Source organism: Nocardia sp. NPDC004582 (assembly GCF_053602115.1).
In genome coordinates this window covers 68,403-89,128 of the sequence record NZ_JBSGCY010000005.1, presented here as the reverse complement: position 1 = coordinate 89,128, position 20,726 = coordinate 68,403, and the positions used below count along the sequence as shown (strand labels likewise).

8 protein-coding genes are annotated in these 20,726 nt (G+C 67.3%); 1 reads left to right on the top strand and 7 read right to left on the bottom strand.

From position 1 onward, the window contains the following. Positions 1–2: 2 nt before the first annotated feature. The 7 genes from ACWELJ_RS02960 to ACWELJ_RS02930 all read right to left on the bottom strand — a co-directional run bounded on the left by ACWELJ_RS02960 (position 3) and on the right by ACWELJ_RS02930 (position 6,974). Positions 3–908, bottom strand: coding sequence for an SMP-30/gluconolactonase/LRE family protein (locus ACWELJ_RS02960; protein ID WP_452364490.1), 906 nt, complete (start codon positions 906–908; stop codon positions 3–5). A gap of 250 nt (positions 909–1,158) precedes the next feature. Continuing rightward, positions 1,159–1,650, bottom strand: a complete 492-nt coding sequence (locus ACWELJ_RS02955; RefSeq protein WP_452364489.1) for a hypothetical protein — start codon at positions 1,648–1,650, stop codon at positions 1,159–1,161. A gap of 31 nt (positions 1,651–1,681) precedes the next feature. Then, complete coding sequence (locus tag ACWELJ_RS02950; RefSeq protein ID WP_452364488.1) at positions 1,682–2,260, bottom strand: GNAT family N-acetyltransferase; 579 nt, start codon at positions 2,258–2,260, stop codon at positions 1,682–1,684. A 31-nt stretch (positions 2,261–2,291) separates the two neighbouring features. Then, positions 2,292–3,194 carry a non-homologous end joining protein Ku gene (gene ku / locus ACWELJ_RS02945; RefSeq protein ID WP_452364487.1) on the bottom strand — a complete coding sequence of 301 codons (903 nt, stop codon included), beginning with the start codon at positions 3,192–3,194 and terminating at the stop codon, positions 2,292–2,294. Between the two features lie 162 nt (positions 3,195–3,356). Then, on the bottom strand, positions 3,357–4,301 hold the full coding sequence (locus tag ACWELJ_RS02940; RefSeq protein WP_452364486.1) for an SAM-dependent methyltransferase: 945 nt from the start codon (positions 4,299–4,301) through the stop codon (positions 3,357–3,359). 9 nt (positions 4,302–4,310) lie between these two features. Continuing rightward, positions 4,311–5,846 (bottom strand): flavin-containing monooxygenase, encoded by a 1,536-nt coding sequence (locus tag ACWELJ_RS02935; protein ID WP_452364485.1) that lies wholly within the window; start codon positions 5,844–5,846, stop codon positions 4,311–4,313. 24 nt (positions 5,847–5,870) lie between these two features. Then, the gene (locus ACWELJ_RS02930; protein ID WP_452364524.1) at positions 5,871–6,974 is read right to left on the bottom strand and encodes an FAD-dependent monooxygenase; all 1,104 of its coding nucleotides are present in this window, start codon (positions 6,972–6,974) and stop codon (positions 5,871–5,873) included. Between the two features lie 655 nt (positions 6,975–7,629). On the opposite strand from ACWELJ_RS02930, the gene ACWELJ_RS02925 reads away from it, so the two are divergent. Next, positions 7,630–20,703 carry an SDR family NAD(P)-dependent oxidoreductase gene (locus ACWELJ_RS02925; RefSeq protein ID WP_452364484.1) on the top strand — a complete coding sequence of 4,358 codons (13,074 nt, stop codon included), beginning with the start codon at positions 7,630–7,632 and terminating at the stop codon, positions 20,701–20,703. The last annotated feature ends 23 nt before the right edge of the window (positions 20,704–20,726 follow it).

The following is a 20,726-nucleotide window of genomic DNA, read 5'->3' as shown; positions in this document are numbered from 1 at the left end:
AGTCAGTAATGCGCCTTCAGGACGTCTCCGCCCTCGGTGCCGAGCACGAGCGTGCGCGCGGGGGCCGGGGCGACGGCCACCGAGGTGAGCGGCTGACCCGACAGCAGGGTGCAACTGGTGTGCGCGACCGGATCTGCGAGCACCAGTTGCCCGCTTCCGGTGGCGATGTAGAGCAGCCCGTCGACGATCGCGAGGTCGTCGGGAAGCACGGGGCCGGACAGGGGAGCGGGCGCCAGATCCACGGCCACCGTCGCCCGCGCGGGATCGTCGATCGGCAGGGCGACGACCCGCGCGGTCGGGCTCTCCAGCAGCGTCACGTAGAGGACGCCGTCCGCGGCGACGATGCCGTCGGCGCCGAGGCCGAGGGCCGCCAGCGCCGCGTGACCGCGGGCGGTCCAGTCGGCGTCGATGCTGCCGTCGGGCCGGATCCGTAGCACGGTGTTCGCTGAGGTATCGGCCACGTACAGGGTGCCGTCGGCGTCGAAGGCCGCGCCATTGGCTTGTCCGAGCCCGGACACGAACACCTCGGGCTTCGGTTCGGCGGCGGCCGGATCGAACCGCACCACCCCGCTGCCGCCCGACAGTGCGGACAGCGGTGAATTGCCGAAGGTCGCGTACATCAGCCCGTCCGGGCCGCGCCGGACCGCACCCGGACCCCGCACCGGCACACTGGCGACCAGGCGGGCGTCCCCGTCGTACTTCTCCACCACGTCGCGCTGCGCGCGCGAGACCCAGAAGCTCCCGGTCGCTTCGTCGAACGTGAGGTTCTCCGACCAGTCGAGCAGCGGAGCTCGGGTGGGGAGCGCCACCCGCGCCTCGGTGGGCGTGCAGGAAACCGCCCCCGCGAAGGGTGTTTCGGCGGCAGCCCGGCCGCCCATCCCGACCGGCCCGCTCACCACGGCCGTCATCGCCAGTAGCGCAGCGGTACTCGCGAACAAGCGTCGTCCCCGTGGATCCGGTTGCAGCGCAACGGCATTCGGTAGCGGATCCGGCATCGACGCGTTCCCTTCGCTGGCTGATGATCGCCGCCAGCGTATATCGGTCATTGGGGTGCAGCAATGCGGCTCAGGCCATGATTTTCTGACGCCGGCCAGCGCGCGTGTGAGCGCCGTGCCTCTCGCGTACGTGCCTCGCTCACCTGGGTCCGCGCACGCGGTGCTACGGGGCCGGGTGCGTCGGCAGCGGGGCGGTGGACTGTTCGGCCAGTGCCGCTTCGACATTGGCGAGTCCGGCGCGCACGCCGAGGCCGTAGCCGTCCTCGTCGAGGGCGTCCAGGCGGGCGTGGGCGGCGGTCAGGTGCCGCCGGGCGGTGTCGAAAGCGCCGAGGCGGCGGTAGTTGTCGGCGAGGTTGAGGTGGAGTGAGGGGTAGAAGCCGCGCACGCTCAGGCCCGCGTGGTGGGCCTGAGCGCGTTCGTCGGTGAGGGTGTCGGCGGCGTCCAGGGCGCGGATGTCCCAGGTGAGGGCGTCGGCCGCATGGTCCTGCAGGTCGGCGAGGAAGTGCGCCAGGGATACGCGGTGCAGGGGGTCGCCGCCCGCGCCGATCTCGTCCCATAACGCGGTCAGGTGTGCGCGAGCCGTCACCGGATCGCCTTGGCGGCCAAGGGTCACGGCGTCGTTGATGGCGGTCATGGTGGGATCGGGGGCGGTCATGACGGCGACCGTAGCGGGAGGGTCCGACAAACTAGCGGGGGAGCCGCCCGTGGCGTCCGTCGCCGGTGATGCGGCCGCGGCGGATGAGGTCGCGTTTGGTGCCGGGGCCGAGGGTGACCTGTTCGTCCTCGCCGGCGACGGTGTCGTCGGGGTTGGGGCGCACGAACAGGGTCACGGTGGTGCCTTCGGAGAATCCGTTGCGGCGCATCATGGCCGCGGAGGCGGTGTTGTGGTTCTCGACGTCGGTGACGATGCGGGCCGCGCCGTGGCGGAACAGCAGGTCGCAGCAGGCGGTCATGAGTTTGCTGGCGACGCCGCGCCCCTGCACCTCGGGGGAGACGGCGATCCACTCCAGGTACGCCCAGTCCTCGCGGAGCTCGAATTCCATGGAGGCCAGCACGAATCCGACCACCTGATCCGAATCCACCGCCACCCAACAGGATTTGCCCGCGCTGTCGAGGTGCTCGGCGACCGAGGTCAGCGACCACGACGTGTAGGGCTTGGCCTGGGTGTCGAACACCTGGTAGCCGAGGTCGATGACCTGCCGCAGGTGTCCGAGCCCCATGGGCACGATGGCGATGTCCGGGTGGATGGATATGTCGGAATCCATGCCGCTAGTTTGCCAGGCGGGTGCTGGCGGGTCAGGCACCCTTGCGGGTCTGCTTGGCCGGAGCCTTCTTCGCGGCCTTCTTGGCGGGCTTCTTCTCGGCGGCCTTCTTGGCGGGCGCGGCCTTGGCGGCCGGGGCCGATCCGGTGGTCTTGCGCCCGGACGCCTCGAGACTGCGCTGCAGGGCGGCGACCAGATCGACCACCTCGGCGTCCATCTCCGGGGCGGCCGCTTCCGGCGCCCGGGTGACCTTGCTGGACCCGCTGGCGATCGCCTCGTCGAGCAGCTTCTTCAGCTCGATCTGGTATTCGTCCACGTAGAGGCTGGGATCGAAGTCGTCGGACAGGGTGTCGACCAGGGTCTCGGCCATCTTCAATTCCTGCGCCTTGGGTTCGGGAACGCCGTCGAGCTTGTCGAAGGCGACCGACCGCACCTCGTCGGGCCACAGCAGGGTCTGCAGCACCATCACCCCGTCGCGCACCCGCAGCGCGGCCAGCCGGGTCTTCTGCCGCAGCGTGAAATGCACCAGCGCCACCCGGTCCACCCGTTCCAGGGTCTTGGCCAGCAGCACATAGGCTTTGGGCGTGGTGGAATCGGGTTCCAGATAATAGCTCTTGTCGAGCAGAATCGGATCGATCTGTTCCGAGGGCACGAACTGCAGGACTGGAATCTCGTGCTTCTCCGCGGCGGGCAGTTTCGCGAAGTCCTCATCGGTGAGAATCACCCGATCACCGTCGGGCGATTCATAGGCCCGATCGATATCGGAATACTGCACCGGCTGCCCGTCCACGGTGCACAGCCGCTCGTACCGAATGCGCCCCCCGTCGGCGGCGTGGACCTGGTGGAACTTGATGTCGTGGTCCTCCGTGGCGGTGTACACCTTCACGGGGACATTGACCAATCCGAACGCGATGGAGCCCTTCCAAATGGACCGCATTGCCCGATCCTACGTCGGGCGGAGCGTCCTGGTTTGTAACACGCCGCCGACCTGCGCTTTCCGGTGGCCACGTTCGCCTCGGCGAGCATCCCCTCGACCGAGCCGGACGTCCAGCACCGTGCCCGGGTCATGGGGATGCGCCGGTTGTCGGCGTGGTGTTCCTCAGAGACGATCTCCGGCAGGCGCCTTGTCGGCAACTGCGACGATATAGTCCAGCCAAGGGGCCCAGAACGCGGCGCCTTTGTGGCCGAAGAAGCCCCGAACCAACGGATTGATTTTCCGAATTTGCGGCTGGTCGCGCTTACGGCTGACGAACTCGGCATATTGCGGGTAGACGTGATCGCGGATGGAGTAGACCCGGACATTCTCGAAGCCGGCTGCCAGGAGCGCCTGGCGGTATTCCTCCGCATCGGTATTGTTCTTGCGGGCAGTCGTGAATATGCCGTGCACGACAAGTCGCTTGAGACGCGACCGCCTGACCTCGCTCGGAACATACTTGTTCGCGAGTGGCACGACGTCGGCAGTCACCAATCGGCCGCCGGGTGCCAGGACTCGGAATGCTTCCTCGAAGAATCGTGGACGCGACGGAAAGTGAAGCGCTGATTCGAGTGCGGTCACTTTGGTTGCGGACGCATCCGGCTGAGGTAGGTCGTTCGCGGACCCGTGCACATACTCGACGACGTCGCTCAGCCCTAGCGCGGCGGCCCGTGCGGTCGAGACCTGGATCTGTTTCGCGGAGATATTTACACCGGTAATTCGTTTGGGGCCGAATTCTTTCACCCAGAGAAAATCTTGGTCGCCCAGTCCGCAGCCGACGTCCACTACTACGTCGTCGGACCCGAGGCGCGCTTCGGTCGCTACCAGCCGGGCCAGCGCCGCGCCCGCTTCATCCAAAGTTTGGGGACTGTCCTTCCAGTACCCCAGGTTGATGAATAGCGACTCCTCGCCCAGCGAGTTGTGTGCGGTGATGACTCTGTCGTACACCAGACTGAATCGGTTGGGAATTTTGGGTACGAAAAGCAAGGATGCGAGCCACCCCCATTCTCGAACCCACCGCACCCTACGGCGGGCCGAACTCTCGGAATCACGAAATTCCATGACCGTCATCTTTCCCCTTCAAGCCTGTGTATGTTGTTTGACTGTTTCACTCGCGGGCGTGGTCTCGAAACGGTAGTCACTCAGCGGGAATCGGGCGCTGCGCCAAGCCGTTTCGAGGCTGAGCGTCGGTCGCAGCGGGACGTCGCCGTTCACGTCGACGTAGTAGGCGTTGGCGAGGCCGCAGGTGTCCTGCCAGAACACCTGCCGCCACCGGCGGCGCAGCATTTCCTCGAAGTACTTCGTGTTGGCCTGCTTCGTGACCTCCACCCGCGTCGCTCCGGTCCGCCGGGCATGGCCGAGGCAGCGGGCGATGTGCTTGGCGCCGGCTTCGATCAGGTTGAAGTAGGACGAACCGTTGTAGGAGTACGGGCCGGACACCGAGAAATAGTTGGGGAAACCGGGCACGCTCACCCCCTGATACGCCTGCGTCCGTTCCCGAGACCAATATTCGTGCAGATCGATCCCGTCGGATCCGACGCATTGGAAGGGCACGCCGGATGTGAATGGCATTTTGAACCCGGTCGCGAGAACCAACACGTCCAGCTCATGCTCGACGCCCTCAGCCGTGCGGACGCCGTCCGTGGTCACCTTGTCGACGGGATCGGTTTCCAGGTACACGTTCTCGCGGTTGAACATGGACAGGTACGCGTTGGAATAGGCCGGCGGTTTGCAGCCGAGCGCATAACGCGGCGTGAGCTTGTCCCGGACCGCTGGATCGTGCACCTGCGCGGCCAGCTCACGCCGCAGGGCGACTGCGGCGAGCTTGGTCAACGGGAACAGCTTGTGATACTGGGCGGGCAACAGCACGACCGTCTCGATATAAGCCTGGCTCAACGCCCGGATCGCGGGCTTCAGCAATGGAACATGCTCGAACACCCAGTGCAGCCGCGCGGACAGCGGCGCGTCGTATTTCGGCACCACCCAGACCGGAGTCCGCTGGAACACGGTCAACTGCGCCACCTCGGCCGCGACGGCACCGGCGAGCTGTACGCCGGACGCTCCGGTGCCGACGATCCCGACCCGCTTGCCGGTCAGGTCCACCGCGGGGTCCCACCGCGCGGTGTGCAGGACCCGTCCCGCGAAGTTCTCGATCCCGTTGAACTTCGGGATGTTCGGTTCGGGAAAGCTGCCGGTCGCGTTGACGACGAACCTGGCGGTCATCGTGTCGCCCGCGGCAGTCGTCACCCGCCATCGATTCGCGTGGTCCTCGAAGTCGATTCTGTCGATCCTGGTATCGAACCGCATCCGTGAACGAAGGCCGTACTTGTCGGCGCAATGCTCCGCGTACTGCTGTACCTCCGAGCCGGGGGCGTAGACGCGGGACCAGTCCGATCGCTGCTCGAAGGAGAACTGATAGCTGAAGACCGGGAAGTCGACCGCGACACCGGGGTAGGTGTTGCACCGCCACGTTCCGCCGAGACCGTCGCCCGCGTCGAGGATCTGGTAGTCGCGCACGCCGGCCCGATCGAGTTCGATCGCCGTGCCCATCCCCGAAAAACCCGCGCCGACAATGAGAATCTCGTGATCGACGGCAGTGTCCGTCGACGTGCTCATGGTTGCTCCGTTTCAGATTCGGAATCAGTGCGAGGACACGCGAGACCGGATTTCCGGTGGGGTCCACGTCGTCGCCGCCCGCCGTCCCGTGCGCGCGGCCCACCGCAAGAACCGGTTCGGCAACAATCCCGCCATCGGGGCGGTGATCACGGCGGCTCTGTTCGTCGCGGGTGTGGGCATGCCATACCGCGCCAGCAGACTCATGTACTGCGCGCGAGGACGCCGCGACGCGGTGTAGGCCGCCAGGTCCGGAGCGCACGCGGCGAGGGCGACGGCATCTTCCAACGCTACGGAGGTGCCCTGGCCGTTGTAAGGCACCAGCGCGTGCGCCGCGTCGCCGACCAGCGCTACCCGGCCACGAACCAGCGAACGAGGAACCGGCAGGTACGCCACGTCATTGCGCACTATCCGATCGGCGGCGGCGATCAATTCCGGCACCGGGTCGATCCAGTCGGCGAAGTGGTCCAGGTCGTCGATGCCCGGTCGAGCTGCGGCCCACACCATGGTGCGATCACCAGGCATGGGGTAGATCCCTACGTCACCGCCCGGACCCCACACCATTCCGGCGTACTCCGTCGACAGGCCCTCGACGATCCAACGCCAGGCGGTGACTCCGGTGTACCGCAGCGAGAGATCGGGCCACAACTGTTGCCGCGCTATGCTATTGACCCCGTCGGCCGCGACCACCAGATCGAACTCCGCCGTGGTGGAATCAGTTTCGACAACACCGCTTTCGCGCACTGCCCGCACCGCTTCGCCCGTGCGAACGCACTCGCTGGGCAAGGCATCCACCAGTAGTGCGATGAGATCGGATCGCGCGAGCAGGATCATTCCCTGGTAGCCCATCGCGTCACTCAATCGAAAGCTCATCAGCGTGCGCCCGGCCGCGGTCTGTATCTGCGCGAACCGATCGGGTACCTGATGCTCACGAATCCGCTCCCCGAGTCCGAGCGCGTCGAGGGCGGCGATGCCGTTGACAGGCAGCACGATCCCGGCCCCCGCCCGGCCGAATTCCGGCGCCTGCTCGAACACCGTGACATGCCACCCGGCCTGCCGCAGCGCGATGGCAGTCGCCAACCCGCCGACCCCGCCCCCGACGATTCCTGCGCGCCTCGTAGGTCCGTTCATCATCCCTCCCAATCCAGATCATCGTGCGGTGCATGCGTAGTCCATCGACGGGGAGTGCCCGGCTCGCCACCAAGCCTCTGATTCAGTCGACAGCCGAAGTAGCGGAGTGTTTTCCGAACTGGTCCAAGTAAGGCTGCTCGCCGTTGCTCAGTTGGTGATCGCCGCCGGAAACCGGTCAACCGACGACGAGCGCGTCCGAATCCCCGCCCCGACAACCCCTTTGATCCCCGTCCCGATACTTAACGCCGAACTGTATCGATAACAAGTTCCACTGTCTAGCGTTTCGTCCCTTCCGAAAGGTGTGCACAGCTGGACGATTCGCGACAGTAGCTGCTTGCGCGATTGTGGAACGCGTTCTATCTTGAGGGAGCTGTTCGGGTGGGCTCAGGTGGTCCGGCCGGGTGTCGCAACACGCATTCGGGGGATTGACCGTCGCCCGGCGCGGACACCCGTGCTGACTCCCGGGTTGTGCTCGCCGATTCGGCCGGAGCTTCGGGGTGGGAAATCAGGTATGAGAGTCATCTGTCGACCGTGTGGCAGCAAGTTTTGGGTTAACGGGCAGCGCGCCGGATCGTAGCGGCGACCGGCACCGTCATGACCGTTTGTGGGTTATCGCAGCCCAGCGTCGCTCGACTTGGATAGGGGACACATTTTTATGCACCAGCCGATCGCGATCGTGGGTCTTTCCTGCCGGTTCCCCGGTGCCGCCGACCCCCGTAGCTTTTGGCAGGTGCTGCGGGACGGAGTGGACGCGACCTCCGAGGTGCCCGCTGGGCGGTGGCGCCTCGACGAGATTCCCGAGGCGGCTGTGCTGCGCCGCGGAGGCTTCCTTCCCGAAGTGGACCGTTTCGATGCCGAGTTCTTCGCGATGTCGCGTCCGGAGGCCGCGGCGGCTGATCCCCGTCAGCGTCTGGCCCTCGAATTGAGTTGGGAGGCAATCGAAGACGCCGGCATAGTCGAGGACCGGCTGAGTGCTGAAAGGGTCGCCGTCTACATCGGCGCTGCCGGCGATGACTATGCGGCACTTGTGCACGACGGCGGTCCCGAGGCGGTTTCCGAGCACACGCTGGCCGGTTTGAGCCGCAGCTCGATCGCCAATCGGGTGTCACGTGCGCTGGGTCTGGGCGGTCCCAGTGTCACGGTGGATACAGCGCAATCGTCGTCGCTGGTCGCGGTGCAGTCGGCCGTCGAGAGCTTGTGCTCCGGTCGGTCCGATCTGGCGCTGGCGGGCGGTGTGCACCTGAATCTCGCGGTCGACGGTGGCCTCGCGCTCGCTCGTGCCGGGGTGCTTTCGCCGGATGGTCGGTGCCATGTCTTCGACTCGCGAGCCAATGGTTTCGTCCGAGGCGAGGGCGGTGCCATGGTCGTGCTCAAGCGGCTCGCCGACGCCATGGCCGAGGGCGACCCCGTCTACTGCGTGATTCTCGGTGGCGCCGTGAATCACGATTCCGGCGGCGACAGCCTGACCACACCGACTGTCGAGGCGCAGACGGAATTGCTCCGTCGTGCGTACGCCGACGCTGGTGTCGATCCGGCGGACGTGCACTATGTCGAATTGCACGGGACCGGGACGGTGGTGGGGGATCCGATCGAGGCGGGGGCACTGGCTTCGGTGTTCGCGCCCGGTCGTGACGACGCGAACCCGCTGCTGGTCGGATCGGTCAAGACGAACATCGGTCATCTCGAAAGCGCGGCCGGTATCGCCGGGCTGGTCAAGGCCGCGCTCGCGATCCGGCACGGATCGCTTCCGCCGAGCCTGCACTACCGCGAGCCCAACCCGAACATTCCCTTCGCGGCCGGGCGGCTGCGCCTCAACGACAATGTGCGTGCGTGGCCCGCCGCGGGCCGGGCGCTGGCGGGTGTCTCGTCCTTCGGCGTCGGTGGCACGAACTGTCACCTCGTGGTGGCCGCACCGCCCGATCCGGGCCGATCCACCGAAAGACAAGGCCGATCCGCCGAAAGACAAGAAGGCACTACCGCGGTGGCGGTGCCGGTGTCGGGGCGAACCGCCGAGGCAGTGCGTGCTCAGGCCGCACGGCTGCTGGACTTCGTCATGGCCGAGCCCGCTGCTGTGCCGGTGGACATCGGCGCTTCGACCGCGCTTCGGCGCACGCACTTCGCGCACCGTGGGGTGGTGGTGGCATCGGATCGGGGTGAGCTGTGTGCCGGTCTGCGTGCGTTGGCTGCCGGCGGTGGTGCGGCCAATGTGGTCGAGGGCGAGATCGTTTCCGGTTCCGGTGTGGTGTGGGTGTTCCCTGGGCAGGGTTCGCAATGGGTGGGGATGGCTCGGGGGTTGTGGGAGTCGTCGCCCGTTTTCGGGGCGCGGATGGACGAGTGTGCGCGTCTGTTGGGGGGATTGGTGGATTGGTCGCTGCGTGATGTGCTCGGTGATGAGCAGGCATTGCGGCGTGTGGATGTCCTGCAACCGGCGTTGTGCGCGGTGATGGTGTCGTTGGCGCAATTGTGGCGCTCGGTGGGTGTGGTTCCGGCCGCGGTGGTGGGTCATTCGCAAGGTGAGATCGCGGCGGCGTGCGCGGCGGGCATTCTGGAGCTTCCGGACGCGTTGCGGCTGAGCGTATTCCGCAGTCGCGCGATTGCCGATCGGCTGTCGGGTCATGGCGCGATGGCATCGATCGCCGTGGCCGCCGATGAGGTCGGCTACCCGGGTGTCACCGTCGCGGCACTCAACGGCCCCGACAGCGTCGTGGTGTCGGGCGCGGTTGCCGATGTGCACGGCTATGTCGCGGACTGCGCGGCCCGTGGGATTCGCGCGCGGGTGATCCCGGTCGACTACGCGTCGCATTCGCCTCAGGTGGAGGCGATTCGGGAGGCGGTGCTGGCGGCGGGGCGCGATGTCGTGACGCATCCGAGTGACATCGCCTTCTACTCCGCGGTGACCGGCGGTCGGCTGGACCCCACGTCGATGGATGCCGAGTACTGGTATCGGAATCTGCGGGAGCCGGTACGTCTCGAGGACGCGGTCCGGGCATTGGCTGCCGCAGGCCATCGGGTTTTCGTGGAGGTCGGTCCGCACCCGGTATTGACGATGCCGGTGCAGGAGACGGTGCCGGAGGCGGTCGTACAGGGGACGTTGCGCCGGGGCGAGGACGAGTTCCGGCGGTTCCTGCTGGCGATGGGCGAGCTCTTCGCGTACGGGGTGACGGTGGACTGGCGGGCTGTCTTCGATGGTGCCGGTGCCCGTGTGGTCGACTTGCCCACCTACCCGTTCCAGCGACAACGGTACTGGTTCGATGACGACCAGGTCGACCAAAATCTTGATGCGCCGGTCGATCCGCTCGAGCTGGGCGATGTGCGGCGCGAGGACGCGGGCAGTGCGCTGCTGGAGTTGGTGCGCGCACAGGCGGCGGTCGTGCTCGGACACGGCGATGCCGCACTGGTGGATCCCGACCGGACCTTCCGCGACCTCGGATTCGACTCGGCACGTGCTGTCGACTTGGTGCGACGGCTCAAACGGTCGACCGGCCTGCCATTGCCGACAAGTCTGCCGTTCAGCTATCCCACCATCACCGCCGTGGTGCGGCACTTGCGCGATGGGTCTGCTGGACGCCGGCGCACCTCCGTGCAGGTCTCCGATTCCGATCCGATCGTCATCGTGGGCATGGCGTGCCGACTACCGGGCGGAGTGTCCGAACCGGATGAGTTGTGGCGGTTGGTGGTCGATGGCTCCGATGCGATTACCGGGTTTCCGGAGGATCGGGGCTGGGAGGTAGCTGACTCGGTACCACAGTTCGGCGGCTTCCTCACCGGCCAAGGCGATTTCGACGCCGAGTTCTTCGGCATGAGCGCTCGGGAAGCGCTGGCCACCGATCCCCAGCAGCGACTGGTGCTGGAAACAGCGTGGGAGGCATTGGAACGAGCAGGCATCGATCCGGTCGTACTGCGTGGAAGCCGCACCGCGGTGTTCGTCGGAGCGATGGCCCCGGACTATCTCCCGCGCCTGGCGGACGTGCCGGAAAGCCTGGGGGGACACGCGTTGACCGGGAGCGCGTCCAGCGTTATCTCCGGGCGCCTGGCGTATGCGCTCGGCCTCGAAGGCCCTGCGGTAACCGTGGATACGGCATGCTCGTCGTCGTTGGTCGCACTGCATCTCGCCGTGCAGGCCCTGCGATCGGGGGAGTCGTCGCTGGCTTTGGCCGGCGGAGTTTCCATCATGGCCACGCCGGGTATGTTCGTCGAGTTCGCCAGAGCGGGCGGGCTTTCGGCCGACGGCAGGTGCAAAGCGTTCTCCGCCGCGGCGGACGGCACCGGATGGGCCGAGGGCGTCGGCGTCCTGGTGCTGGAGCGGTTGTCCGCGGCACGAGAGCACGGCCACCAGGTGCTGGCTGTGGTGCGGGGTACCGCGATAAATCAGGACGGGGCCAGCAACGGCCTGACCGCACCGAACGGATCGTCCCAGCAGCGAGTAATTCGTGATGCCTTGGCGAATGCCGACCTGACGGCCGGCGATGTGGATGTGGTGGAGGCGCACGGCACCGGCACCCGGCTCGGTGACCCGATCGAGGCCGATGCCGTCCTCGCGACATACGGCCATGACCGTGACGCGACGAACCCACTGTGGCTGGGTTCGCTGAAGTCCAATATCGGACACACGCAGGCGGCCGCGGGGGTCGCCGGTGTCATCAAGATGGTGATGGCACTGAGGCACGGCATCCTGCCCCGGACCCTGCATGTGAACGCGCCCTCACCACACGTGGATTGGTCTTCCGGCGGTGTACGACTTCTCACCACCGCACAGGAGTGGCCGTCGAATGACGTGCCGCGTCGCGCGGGCATCTCCGCATTCGGCATCAGCGGTACCAATGCACACGTCATCGTGGAGGAAGCACCCCCCCTCGACGAGCGCGACGACACCGCGCAGGAACTGCCCGTCGTTCCTGTCGCGATCTCCGGCCGAACGCCGCAGGCCCTGCGGGATCAGGCTTTCCGACTCCGGAAACACCTGGAGTCTCATCCCGAACTGCGACCGGTCGACGTGTCCTACACCTCGCTCACCGGGCGCTCGGTGTTCCAGCACGGGGCACTGGTGACGGTGTCGAATCGCGAAGGCCTGCTGCACAGCCTGGAAGCGGTGGCGGGCGACACCTGGGCGTCCGACGTGGTCCGCGCGCAGCGGTCCACGGGCCGGACGGCGTTCGTGTTCACCGGACAGGGTGGCCAGCGCCCCGGTATGGGACGGGAACTGTGCGAACGGTTTCCCGTGTTCGACACCGCCTTGACCGAGGTATGCGACGAACTTCGGCACCACCTGGATCGTCCGCTGCGCGAGATCATGTTCGCCGCGCCGGAGTCGCCGGAGGCCGAGCTGCTCGACGATACTCAGTGGACCCAACCCGCGGTGTTCGCCCTCCAGGTCGCCTTGTTCCGGCTCGTCGAATCTTGGGGATTGCGACCGGATTTCGTGGTCGGCCATTCGAGCGGTGAAATCGCCGCCGCCCACGTCGCCGATGTCCTGTCCCTGCGCGATGCGTGCGCACTGGTCGCGGCTCGCGGCCGGGTGATGCAGGGGCTGCCGCCGGGCGGCAGGATGGCGGCCGTGGCGGCCGCCGAGCACGAGGTGCTGCCGTTGCTGACCGCCGGAGCATCGCTCGCGGCGGTCAATGGTCCACGCTCCGTGGTGATTTCGGGATCCGAGCCCGCGGTGGCCCGGATCGTCGATCACTTCGCCGCGCAAGGTCGCAACACCGCGTGGTTGCGCGTGAACTATGCCTCGCATTCCTCGTTGATGGAGCCGATCGCCCACGAGCTGGCTACCGCGCTGCACGGCCTCCGGTCGAGCGCCGGGCGAATCCCGGTCGTCTCCACCCTCACCGGCCATGCTCTCGACGATGATCGGCTCGGCACGCCGGAATACTGGGTTCGGAACGCTTGCGAGCCGGTGCGGTTCCACGACGCGATTCGGACCCTGGCCGAGCGCGGCGTCACCGGCTTCGTGGAGCTGGGTCCGGATGCGACGCTCACCAGAATGATGGAGAGCAGCCGGTTGCCGGACGAAGAATGGCTCGTCACGGCGACCGTGCGGCACGACCGCCCCGAGGATGCCGCCCTGCTCACCGCCATGGGCCGTCTCCACCTGAACGGTAGTGGTCCGGACTGGGAAAAAGTCTTCGCGGGCACCGACGCCGGCCCGATCGAGCTGCCGACGTATGCGTTCCAGCACCGCCGCCACTGGCTGGTCGCGTCCGGCCGTCCGGGCTCGGACCGGCTCGAGCACCCGTTCCTCGAAGACGTCATCGCTGTGGCGGACAGTGGGGGCGTCCTCTTCCGCGGGAGACTGTCGGCGCGGCGAGATTCCTGGATGCTCGACCACCGGGTGTGGGACCGGCCTGTTCTGCCCGGCACGGCACTGGCGGAGATGGCCGCGTGGGTCGGCGATCGCGTCGGCTGTCCGGTGGTGGCCGAGCTGACGCTGCGGCAACCGCTGGCGGTTCCCGAGACGACGGTGGTGGAACTGCAGGCGTTGGTGGGCGCCCTCACCGAGGTGGGGGAGCGATCATTCGCCCTGCACGCGCGGGTAGCGGGTGAACCGTGGCAACTGCATGTCACCGGTCTGCTCGGCTCGGCGACCGAGGCGGTCACCCACCCGGAGGTGCTGCCGTCCGTCGACGCCGTGCCAGTGGATCTCACGCATCGGTATGACGAACTCGCGCAGGTCGGCCTGGAGTACGGGCCGACCTTCCAAGGGCTGCGTGCGGTGTGGCAGCACGGTGCGGAAGTCGTCGCGGCGGTAGCGCTGCCGGAGGATCTATCCACTCGGTCCGGTTTCCTGGTACATCCCGCAATTCTCGATGCCGTGCTCCACGCAGTGGGACCGGAGGCGTTGGGGGACAGTCAAGGACAGCCGAAAATCCCGTTTGCCTGGGCGCAGGTGCAGATCCGTCCGACCACGAGCAGGCACCTGCAAGCGCGCATCGTCGCGATTGCCCCGGATCGCTTCGCCGTGACGGTCAGCGAAGCCGAGGGTGGCCAACAGGTGTTCTCGGCCCATGTCACCCTGCGGGCGCAGCCTGCCTCGGGACTCGCTGAGGACTCGCTGTTCGTCATCGACCGGGTGCGGCTGCCCGCCGTCCGCCCGGCGCACAGTGCCGGTAATGCGGTGGTACTCAACGCCTTCGGCGGTAGTGCGGGTGACGCCCCCGCGACGGTTCGCCGACTCGTCCGCTCGGTGCTGGACACGGTGCAATCCCATCTGGCCGCACCGGGGGACGCACCGATCGTGGTGGTCACCGACCGGGCCCTCGACGGCCATGATCTGGCGGGCGCGGCGGTATCGGGAATGCTGCGCTCCGCCCAGACCGAGAATCCGGGCCGGATCGTCCTCGTGGACACCGATGATCCGGACGGGGTCGAAGACCTGCTGGCCACTGTGCTCGCCACCGGCGAGTCCGAGGTCGTGATCCGGGAGAGTCGCATGTCCGCGCCGCGACTCGCCCCTGCCCCGACATCGCATTCGGATGCCGAGGCGTTCGGTCCGGAGGGGACGGTCCTGATCACCGGCGGTACCGGTGCGCTGGGCGCCGTGCTCGCCCGGCATCTGGTGACTGCGCACGGTGTACGCAGTGTGTTGCTGGTGAGCCGACGTGGTGGTCATGCCCCTGGTGCGAGCGAACTGGTCACGGAGCTTCGCGGGTCGGGCGCGTCGGTCAGCGTGCTGGCAGCCGACCTGGCCGACCGAGACGCGGTGGCGTCGGTGCTGGCGGAAGTCCCGCCGCGGGCACCGTTGCGGGCTGTCGTGCATGCCGCGGGCGTGCTCGACGACGCCGTGTTCACCGCGCTGACCATGGACGCCGCGGAGCCGGTACTGGCAGCGAAGGTGGATTCCGCCTGGCACCTCCATGAACTGACCAAAGACCTGGAACTGTCGGCTTTCGTGCTGTTCTCCTCGGTGGCGGCCAGCTTGGGTACCGCCGGTCAGGCCGGTTATGCCGCGGCGAACGCGGTTCTCGACGGGCTCGCTCGGCATCGGCGCGAGCAGGGGCTGGCGGCGGTCTCGCTGGGGTGGGGTCCGTGGGAGGACGTCGCGGGCATGACGGCCGCGCTGACCGAGACCGACCGCCGCAGGCTGGCGGCGCGCGGTCTGCGGCCGATCTCGGCGGAAGCGGGCGTGCGGCTGTTCGATAGGGCCTTGGAGCTCGGGCACGCACACGTTCTTCCGGCACATATCTCGGCCGCGCGACTCAACTCTCCCGTGGGCCGACGTCATTCGTCCGCACCGACTCCGGCGACCGACACGGTTCGAGATCGGTGGCACAGTGTGGCCGAACGGGACCGGACCGCTGAGATGCGGCGTCTCGTTCAGGCCCAAGCCGCCACGGTGCTGGGTTATGACGACGAGATCGGGATCGATCCGGATCGCGCGTTCCGCGACCTGGGATTCGACTCGTTGACAGCGGTGGAACTGCGCAATGCGCTCGCCGTGGCCACCGGGCTTCGGCTGCCGCCCACCCTCGTGTTCGACCATCCGACACCCGAGGAACTCGCCACCTTTCTGACCGGCCAACTATTCGGTACGGCACCGGCTCCGACGGCGGTGTCACCGGTGACCCGCCACGACGACGATCCGATCGTGATCGTCGGCATGAGCTGCCGTTATCCGGGAGGCGTTGCCTCGCCGGAGGATTTGTGGAGGCTCGTCACCGAGGGTGTCGACGCGGTGACGGAGTTCCCCCGTGACCGTGGCTGGGATGTCGATGGTCTGTACGACCCTGATCCCGAGGCGTCGGAGCGCAGCTCCACGCGATGTGGGGGATTCCTCGACAACGCCGCGGACTTCGACGCCAACTTCTTCGGGATGTCGCCGAGGGAAGCCCTGGCGACCGATCCGCAGCAGCGCTTGCTCCTCGAAGTGGCTTGGGAGGCACTGGAACACGCGGGAATTCCGCCGACCTCGATGCGCGGTAGCGACACCGGTGTGTTCACCGGCGTCATGTACAGCGATTACGCGACGCGAGCACTCGGGAATCCCGGTGCCCTGGAGGGATACCTGTTCATCGGCAGCGCTCCGAGTGTCGCGTCCGGTCGGGTGGCCTATTGCCTGGGTCTGAAAGGGCCGGCGGTATCGGTGGACACCGCGTGCTCGTCGTCGCTGGTGGCGCTGCATTTGGCCGCGCAGGCGCTGCGGGCGGGTGAATGTACCCTCGCCCTGGCGGGTGGGGCGACCGTGATGGCCGCTCCCACCACCTTCGTGGAGTTCTCCCGGCAGCGGGCGCTTTCCGTCGATGGGCGGTGCAAGGCGTTCTCGGCGGCCGCGGACGGCACCGGCTGGGCCGAGGGCGCGGGTCTACTCGTGTTGGAGCGGATGTCCGATGCGCGCCGCAACGGACATCGCGTCCTCGCGGTCCTGCGCGGCAGCGCGGTCAATCAAGACGGATCCAGCAACGGACTCACCGCACCACATGGCCCCTCTCAGGAACAGGTGATCCGGCAGGCCCTCGGCAGTGCGGGACTGTCCCCCTCCGATGTCGACGCCGTCGAAGCCCACGGGACCGGGACGCCGTTGGGCGATCCCGTAGAGGCTCAGGCGATCTTGGCGACCTACGGACAGGATCGCCTGGCCGGCGAACCGCTGTGGCTGGGCTCGCTCAAATCCAACATCGGGCACGCCCAGGCCGCCGCGGGTGTCGGCGGCGTGATCAAGATGATCATGGCGATGTCGCACGGTCGTCTGCCGAAGACACTGCACGTGACCGAGCCGTCACCGCACGTGGATTGGTCCTCCGGTGCGGTCCAGCTGCTCACGGCGGAACGCGACTGGCCTTCCGTCGACCGGCCCCGGCGGGCGGGAGTTTCGTCGTTCGGTATCAGCGGCACCAATGCGCACGTGATCCTCGAAGAACCAACCCTTGCCCCACGGCCGGAAGAAGCGCCACGAGAATCGATCCCGGTTCCCCTGCTGCTCTCCGGCCGGACTCCCAAGGCATTGCGCAGGCAGGCGGAGCAGATACTGTCGACCCTCGACGACCGGTCGGCGGTGGTGAATGTCGCGTTCTCCGCTGCGACCACTCGGTCGCATCTCGAGCATCGTGCGGCCGTCATCGCGGCGAATACCGACGAACTGCGTCAAGGACTGATGTCGGTCGCGGCGGGCGCGGCCGCGACGACTGCCGTGCCAGGTGTGCGGGATCGGGGTAAGACCGCGTTCGTCTTCACCGGTCAGGGCTCGCAGCGGGTGGGCATGGGCGAGGACCTGGCGGCACTGTTCCCGGTGTTCGACAGCGCGCTGAATCAGGTCTGCGCGGAGTTCGATCAGCATCTCGACCGGTCGCTGCGCGAGGTCATGGCCACCGAGGCCGACCTGCTCGATGAGACCGAGTGGACGCAACCGGCCCTGTTCGCGTTCGAGGTGGCCATGTTCCGGCTGCTCGAATCCATCGGTGTGCGGCCGGACTTCGTGGCCGGACACTCGATCGGTGAGATCGCCGCGGCCCACGTGGCAGGTGTGCTGTCGCTGCCGGACGCCTGCACCCTGGTGGCAGCGCGCGGCCGGCTGATGCAGGCGTTGCCCGCCGGTGGTGCCATGGTCGCCATCCATGGCACGGAAGAAGAGGTCGTGCCGCTCCTGGCCGAATATCAGGACCTGATCTCGCTCGCTGCCGTCAACAGCCCGTCATCGGTGGTCGTCGCGGGCGCCGCGGAGCATGTGCATGCGGTGGCCGCCCAAGTCGCGGCTCGGGGAAACCGAACTCGGCAGCTCCGCGTCTCGCATGCCTTTCACTCTCCGTTGATGGAGCCGATGCTGCCGCAGTTCCGTTCGATCGTGGCGAACCTCGAATTCGCCGAGCCCGTCATGGCGCTGGTGTCCGCGGCGCCGCGGCAGCCCGAGTACTGGGTGCGCCATGTGCGTGACACCGTGCGCTGGGCCGACACCGCCGCCTTTCTGGCCGGTGCGGGCGTCACGCGGTTCGTCGAGGTCGGTCCCGATTCGGTGCTCACGCCGATGATCGAGGAATGTCTCCCGGAATCCGCCGACGCTCTACTGGTACCGACCATGCGGCGGGGGCAGCCTGAGATCGAAGCGCTGGTTTCCGCGTTGGGTCGAATGCACCTCAGCGGTGTGGAGGTGGATTGGTCCAGGGTATTCGCGGGCACCGGTGCTCGACGAGTGGACCTGCCGACCTATCCGTTCGAGCGTGAGCGGTACTGGCTCGATGCCGGTGCCGAGCACCCGCTCTTGACCACTGTGGTGGAACCGGCCGAGGGGCTGGGTGTCATTCTCACGGGGCGATTGTCGATACGGACACATCCGTGGCTGTCCGACCATCGAGTGCAGCACCGGGTGATCGTGCCGGGAACCGCGTTGCTGGAGATGGCGCTCCAGGCGGGCGTCGCGGCCGGAGCCGAGGTCGTGGATGAGCTGACCGTGCTGAGCCCCGTCGTCGTACCGGACGGCCACGACACCGAAATCCAGGTCGCGGTAGGAGATCCCGACGAGTTCGGTCGGCGTCCTTTGCGGCTGCATGCCCGCACCGACAGCGAGTGGCAATTGCATGCCACCGGGCTCGTGGCCACGGCACATCCGAAGGTCGCCGTCGCCGATCTCGCGCAGTGGCCGCCGGCCGAGGCCGAAACCCTGGATGTCGCACCGTGGTACGACGAACTTGCCGCGGTCGGATTGGAGTACGGGCCCAGATTCCGCAATGTGCGTGCCGCGTGGCGTCGCGGAGCAGAGCTGTTCGTCGAAGTAGAGCTGCGCGAAGGGACCGGCGTCTCGGCAGCACGCTCGGCCTTGGTGGATGCGGCACTGCATGTGCTGGCCGTGACGAGAGGCCCTGTGCTGCCGTTCTCCTTCAGCGGCGTGCATGCCGCGACGACGACTGCCCGTCGGTTGCGAGTGCGGATCACGGCCATCGGCGATGACGCCGTGGCAGTGAATCTCGCCGATGACAACGGCGTTGCGTGGATGTCCGTCGATTCGCTGACTCTGCGACCGCTGGCGGCGGCCCCGCTCGAATCGATGATGTTCCATGTCGACTGGTCGGAGACAGACCCGGCGATACCAGCCGAAACGAGTCCCGCGGTGCTCATTTCCGTGGCGGAGTCGGCTCGTCCGGCAGGCGTCGAGGTGGTACACGACGTAGCCGAGTCCGTGCTGGGACAGGTCCAGGAGTTTCTGGCGACAGCGGGCGACGACCGTTTGGTTGTGCTCACCCGACACGCGGTGGCGGTCGCGCAGGATCACGACATAGACCTGGCGGGCGCGACCGTCTGGGGACTGGTTCGGTCGGCGCAGACCGAGAACCCCGGCCGAATCATCTTGGTGGACATAGACGAAACGGGTGATACGAACGCACTCCTGGCCGCCGTGCTCGCGACCGGCCGAGACCAGATCGCGGTTCGTGATGGGAAGCTGTTCACTCCCGGTCTGTCTCGAACACGTGCTGTCGCACCCGAGGCGGAGGTGTTCGATCCTGACTGCACCGTGCTGATCACCGGGGGAACCGGCGGCCTCGGCGCCGACATTGCCCGGCACCTGGTGAACCGACACCGGGCACGCCACCTGCTGCTGCTCAGCAGGCGAGGCCCGGACGCTGCCGGCGTGGCTGCCCTGACCGCGGATCTCACCGCGGCAGGTGCCACTGTCGATGTCGTCGCCTGTGACGTCGCCGACCGCTCGGCACTGGAAAAGGTGGTGTCGACCCTCCCGGCCGACCGCCCGTTGGGCGCGGTGATCCATGCCGCCGGCGTGGTCGATGACAGGGTGTTCTCGGCTCTGACACCGGCCCGATTGCATGCGGTGCTCGCTACCAAGATGGACGCCGCGTGGACCCTGCACGAGCTGACTCGTGACGCGAATCTTTCGACATTCGTGCTGTTTTCGTCGGTCGCGGCAACGATCGGCACTGCCGGACAGGCCGCATACGCCGCGGCGAACGCCTTCTTGGACGCGTTGGCTCACCACCGCCGCTACCACGGACTGCCTGCGGTCTCACTGGGTTGGGGTCTGTGGGAGCAGCAGAGTGGAATAACCGGGCGGCTGGGCGACACCGAGCTGCGGCGAATTTCACGGTGGGGACTGCGGGCACTGCGGACCGAGGCAGGCTTGGCCCTGTTCGACGCCGGACTCGTCGCCGAATCGCCCCACGTGCTGCCGATGCGTCTGGACCTCGCCGGCCTGGGAACCGGAGAAGCGCCGGCCCTGCTGCACAGCCTGCTTCCCAAGCGAATTCGGCGCCTGGAGCACCGTTCCATCGACAGTTCCCAGACGTTACGGGAGCGCCTGAGCGCGCTGCCGACCTACGAACGGGAGATGGCCGTCCGGCAACTGTTGCGCACCGAGATCGCGGAGGTGCTCGGACATCGAGAGCCCGACTCCGTTCCAGCGGACCGAGGCTTCCTGGAGTTGGGCCTGGACTCGCTCACCGCGCTCGAGCTGCGCAACCGCATCAACGCGACTACCGGCCTCTCGCTGAGCACCACCGTGATATTCGACTTCCCGACGCCGTCCGCCTTGGCCGCGCATCTCCTGGAACGGATCGCGGACCGCGAAACACCCAGCCCGCCACCGATCGTCGCGCAGCTGGACCGCCTGGAGACCACACTGCGATCGGTTGACGACGATCAGCTGCGCACCGCGATCGCTGTCAGGCTGCGGGGAATGTTGTCTGCCCTGTCCATGTCCGATCCGGCAGGTTCGGACGACGACCGGGAGCTCGCCGACGTCACAGCGGAAGACCTCTTTGCCATCATCGACGAAGAGCTGGAGAAGCCCTGATATGAGTGATGAACAGCTCCTCG

Excerpts from the sequence above, each read along its gene's own strand:
- ACWELJ_RS02960 (WP_452364490.1), bottom strand. The coding sequence starts at position 908 with ATGACGGCCGTGGTGAGCGGGCCGGTCGGGATGGGCGGCCGGGCTGCC.
- ACWELJ_RS02955 (WP_452364489.1), bottom strand. The coding sequence starts at position 1,650 with ATGACCGCCCCCGATCCCACCATGACCGCCATCAACGACGCCGTGACC.
- ACWELJ_RS02950 (WP_452364488.1), bottom strand. The coding sequence starts at position 2,260 with ATGGATTCCGACATATCCATCCACCCGGACATCGCCATCGTGCCCATG.
- ku (WP_452364487.1), bottom strand. The coding sequence starts at position 3,194 with ATGCGGTCCATTTGGAAGGGCTCCATCGCGTTCGGATTGGTCAATGTC.
- ACWELJ_RS02940 (WP_452364486.1), bottom strand. The coding sequence starts at position 4,301 with ATGACGGTCATGGAATTTCGTGATTCCGAGAGTTCGGCCCGCCGTAGG.
- ACWELJ_RS02935 (WP_452364485.1), bottom strand. The coding sequence starts at position 5,846 with ATGAGCACGTCGACGGACACTGCCGTCGATCACGAGATTCTCATTGTC.
- ACWELJ_RS02930 (WP_452364524.1), bottom strand. The coding sequence starts at position 6,974 with ATGAACGGACCTACGAGGCGCGCAGGAATCGTCGGGGGCGGGGTCGGC.
- ACWELJ_RS02925 (WP_452364484.1), top strand. The coding sequence starts at position 7,630 with ATGCACCAGCCGATCGCGATCGTGGGTCTTTCCTGCCGGTTCCCCGGT.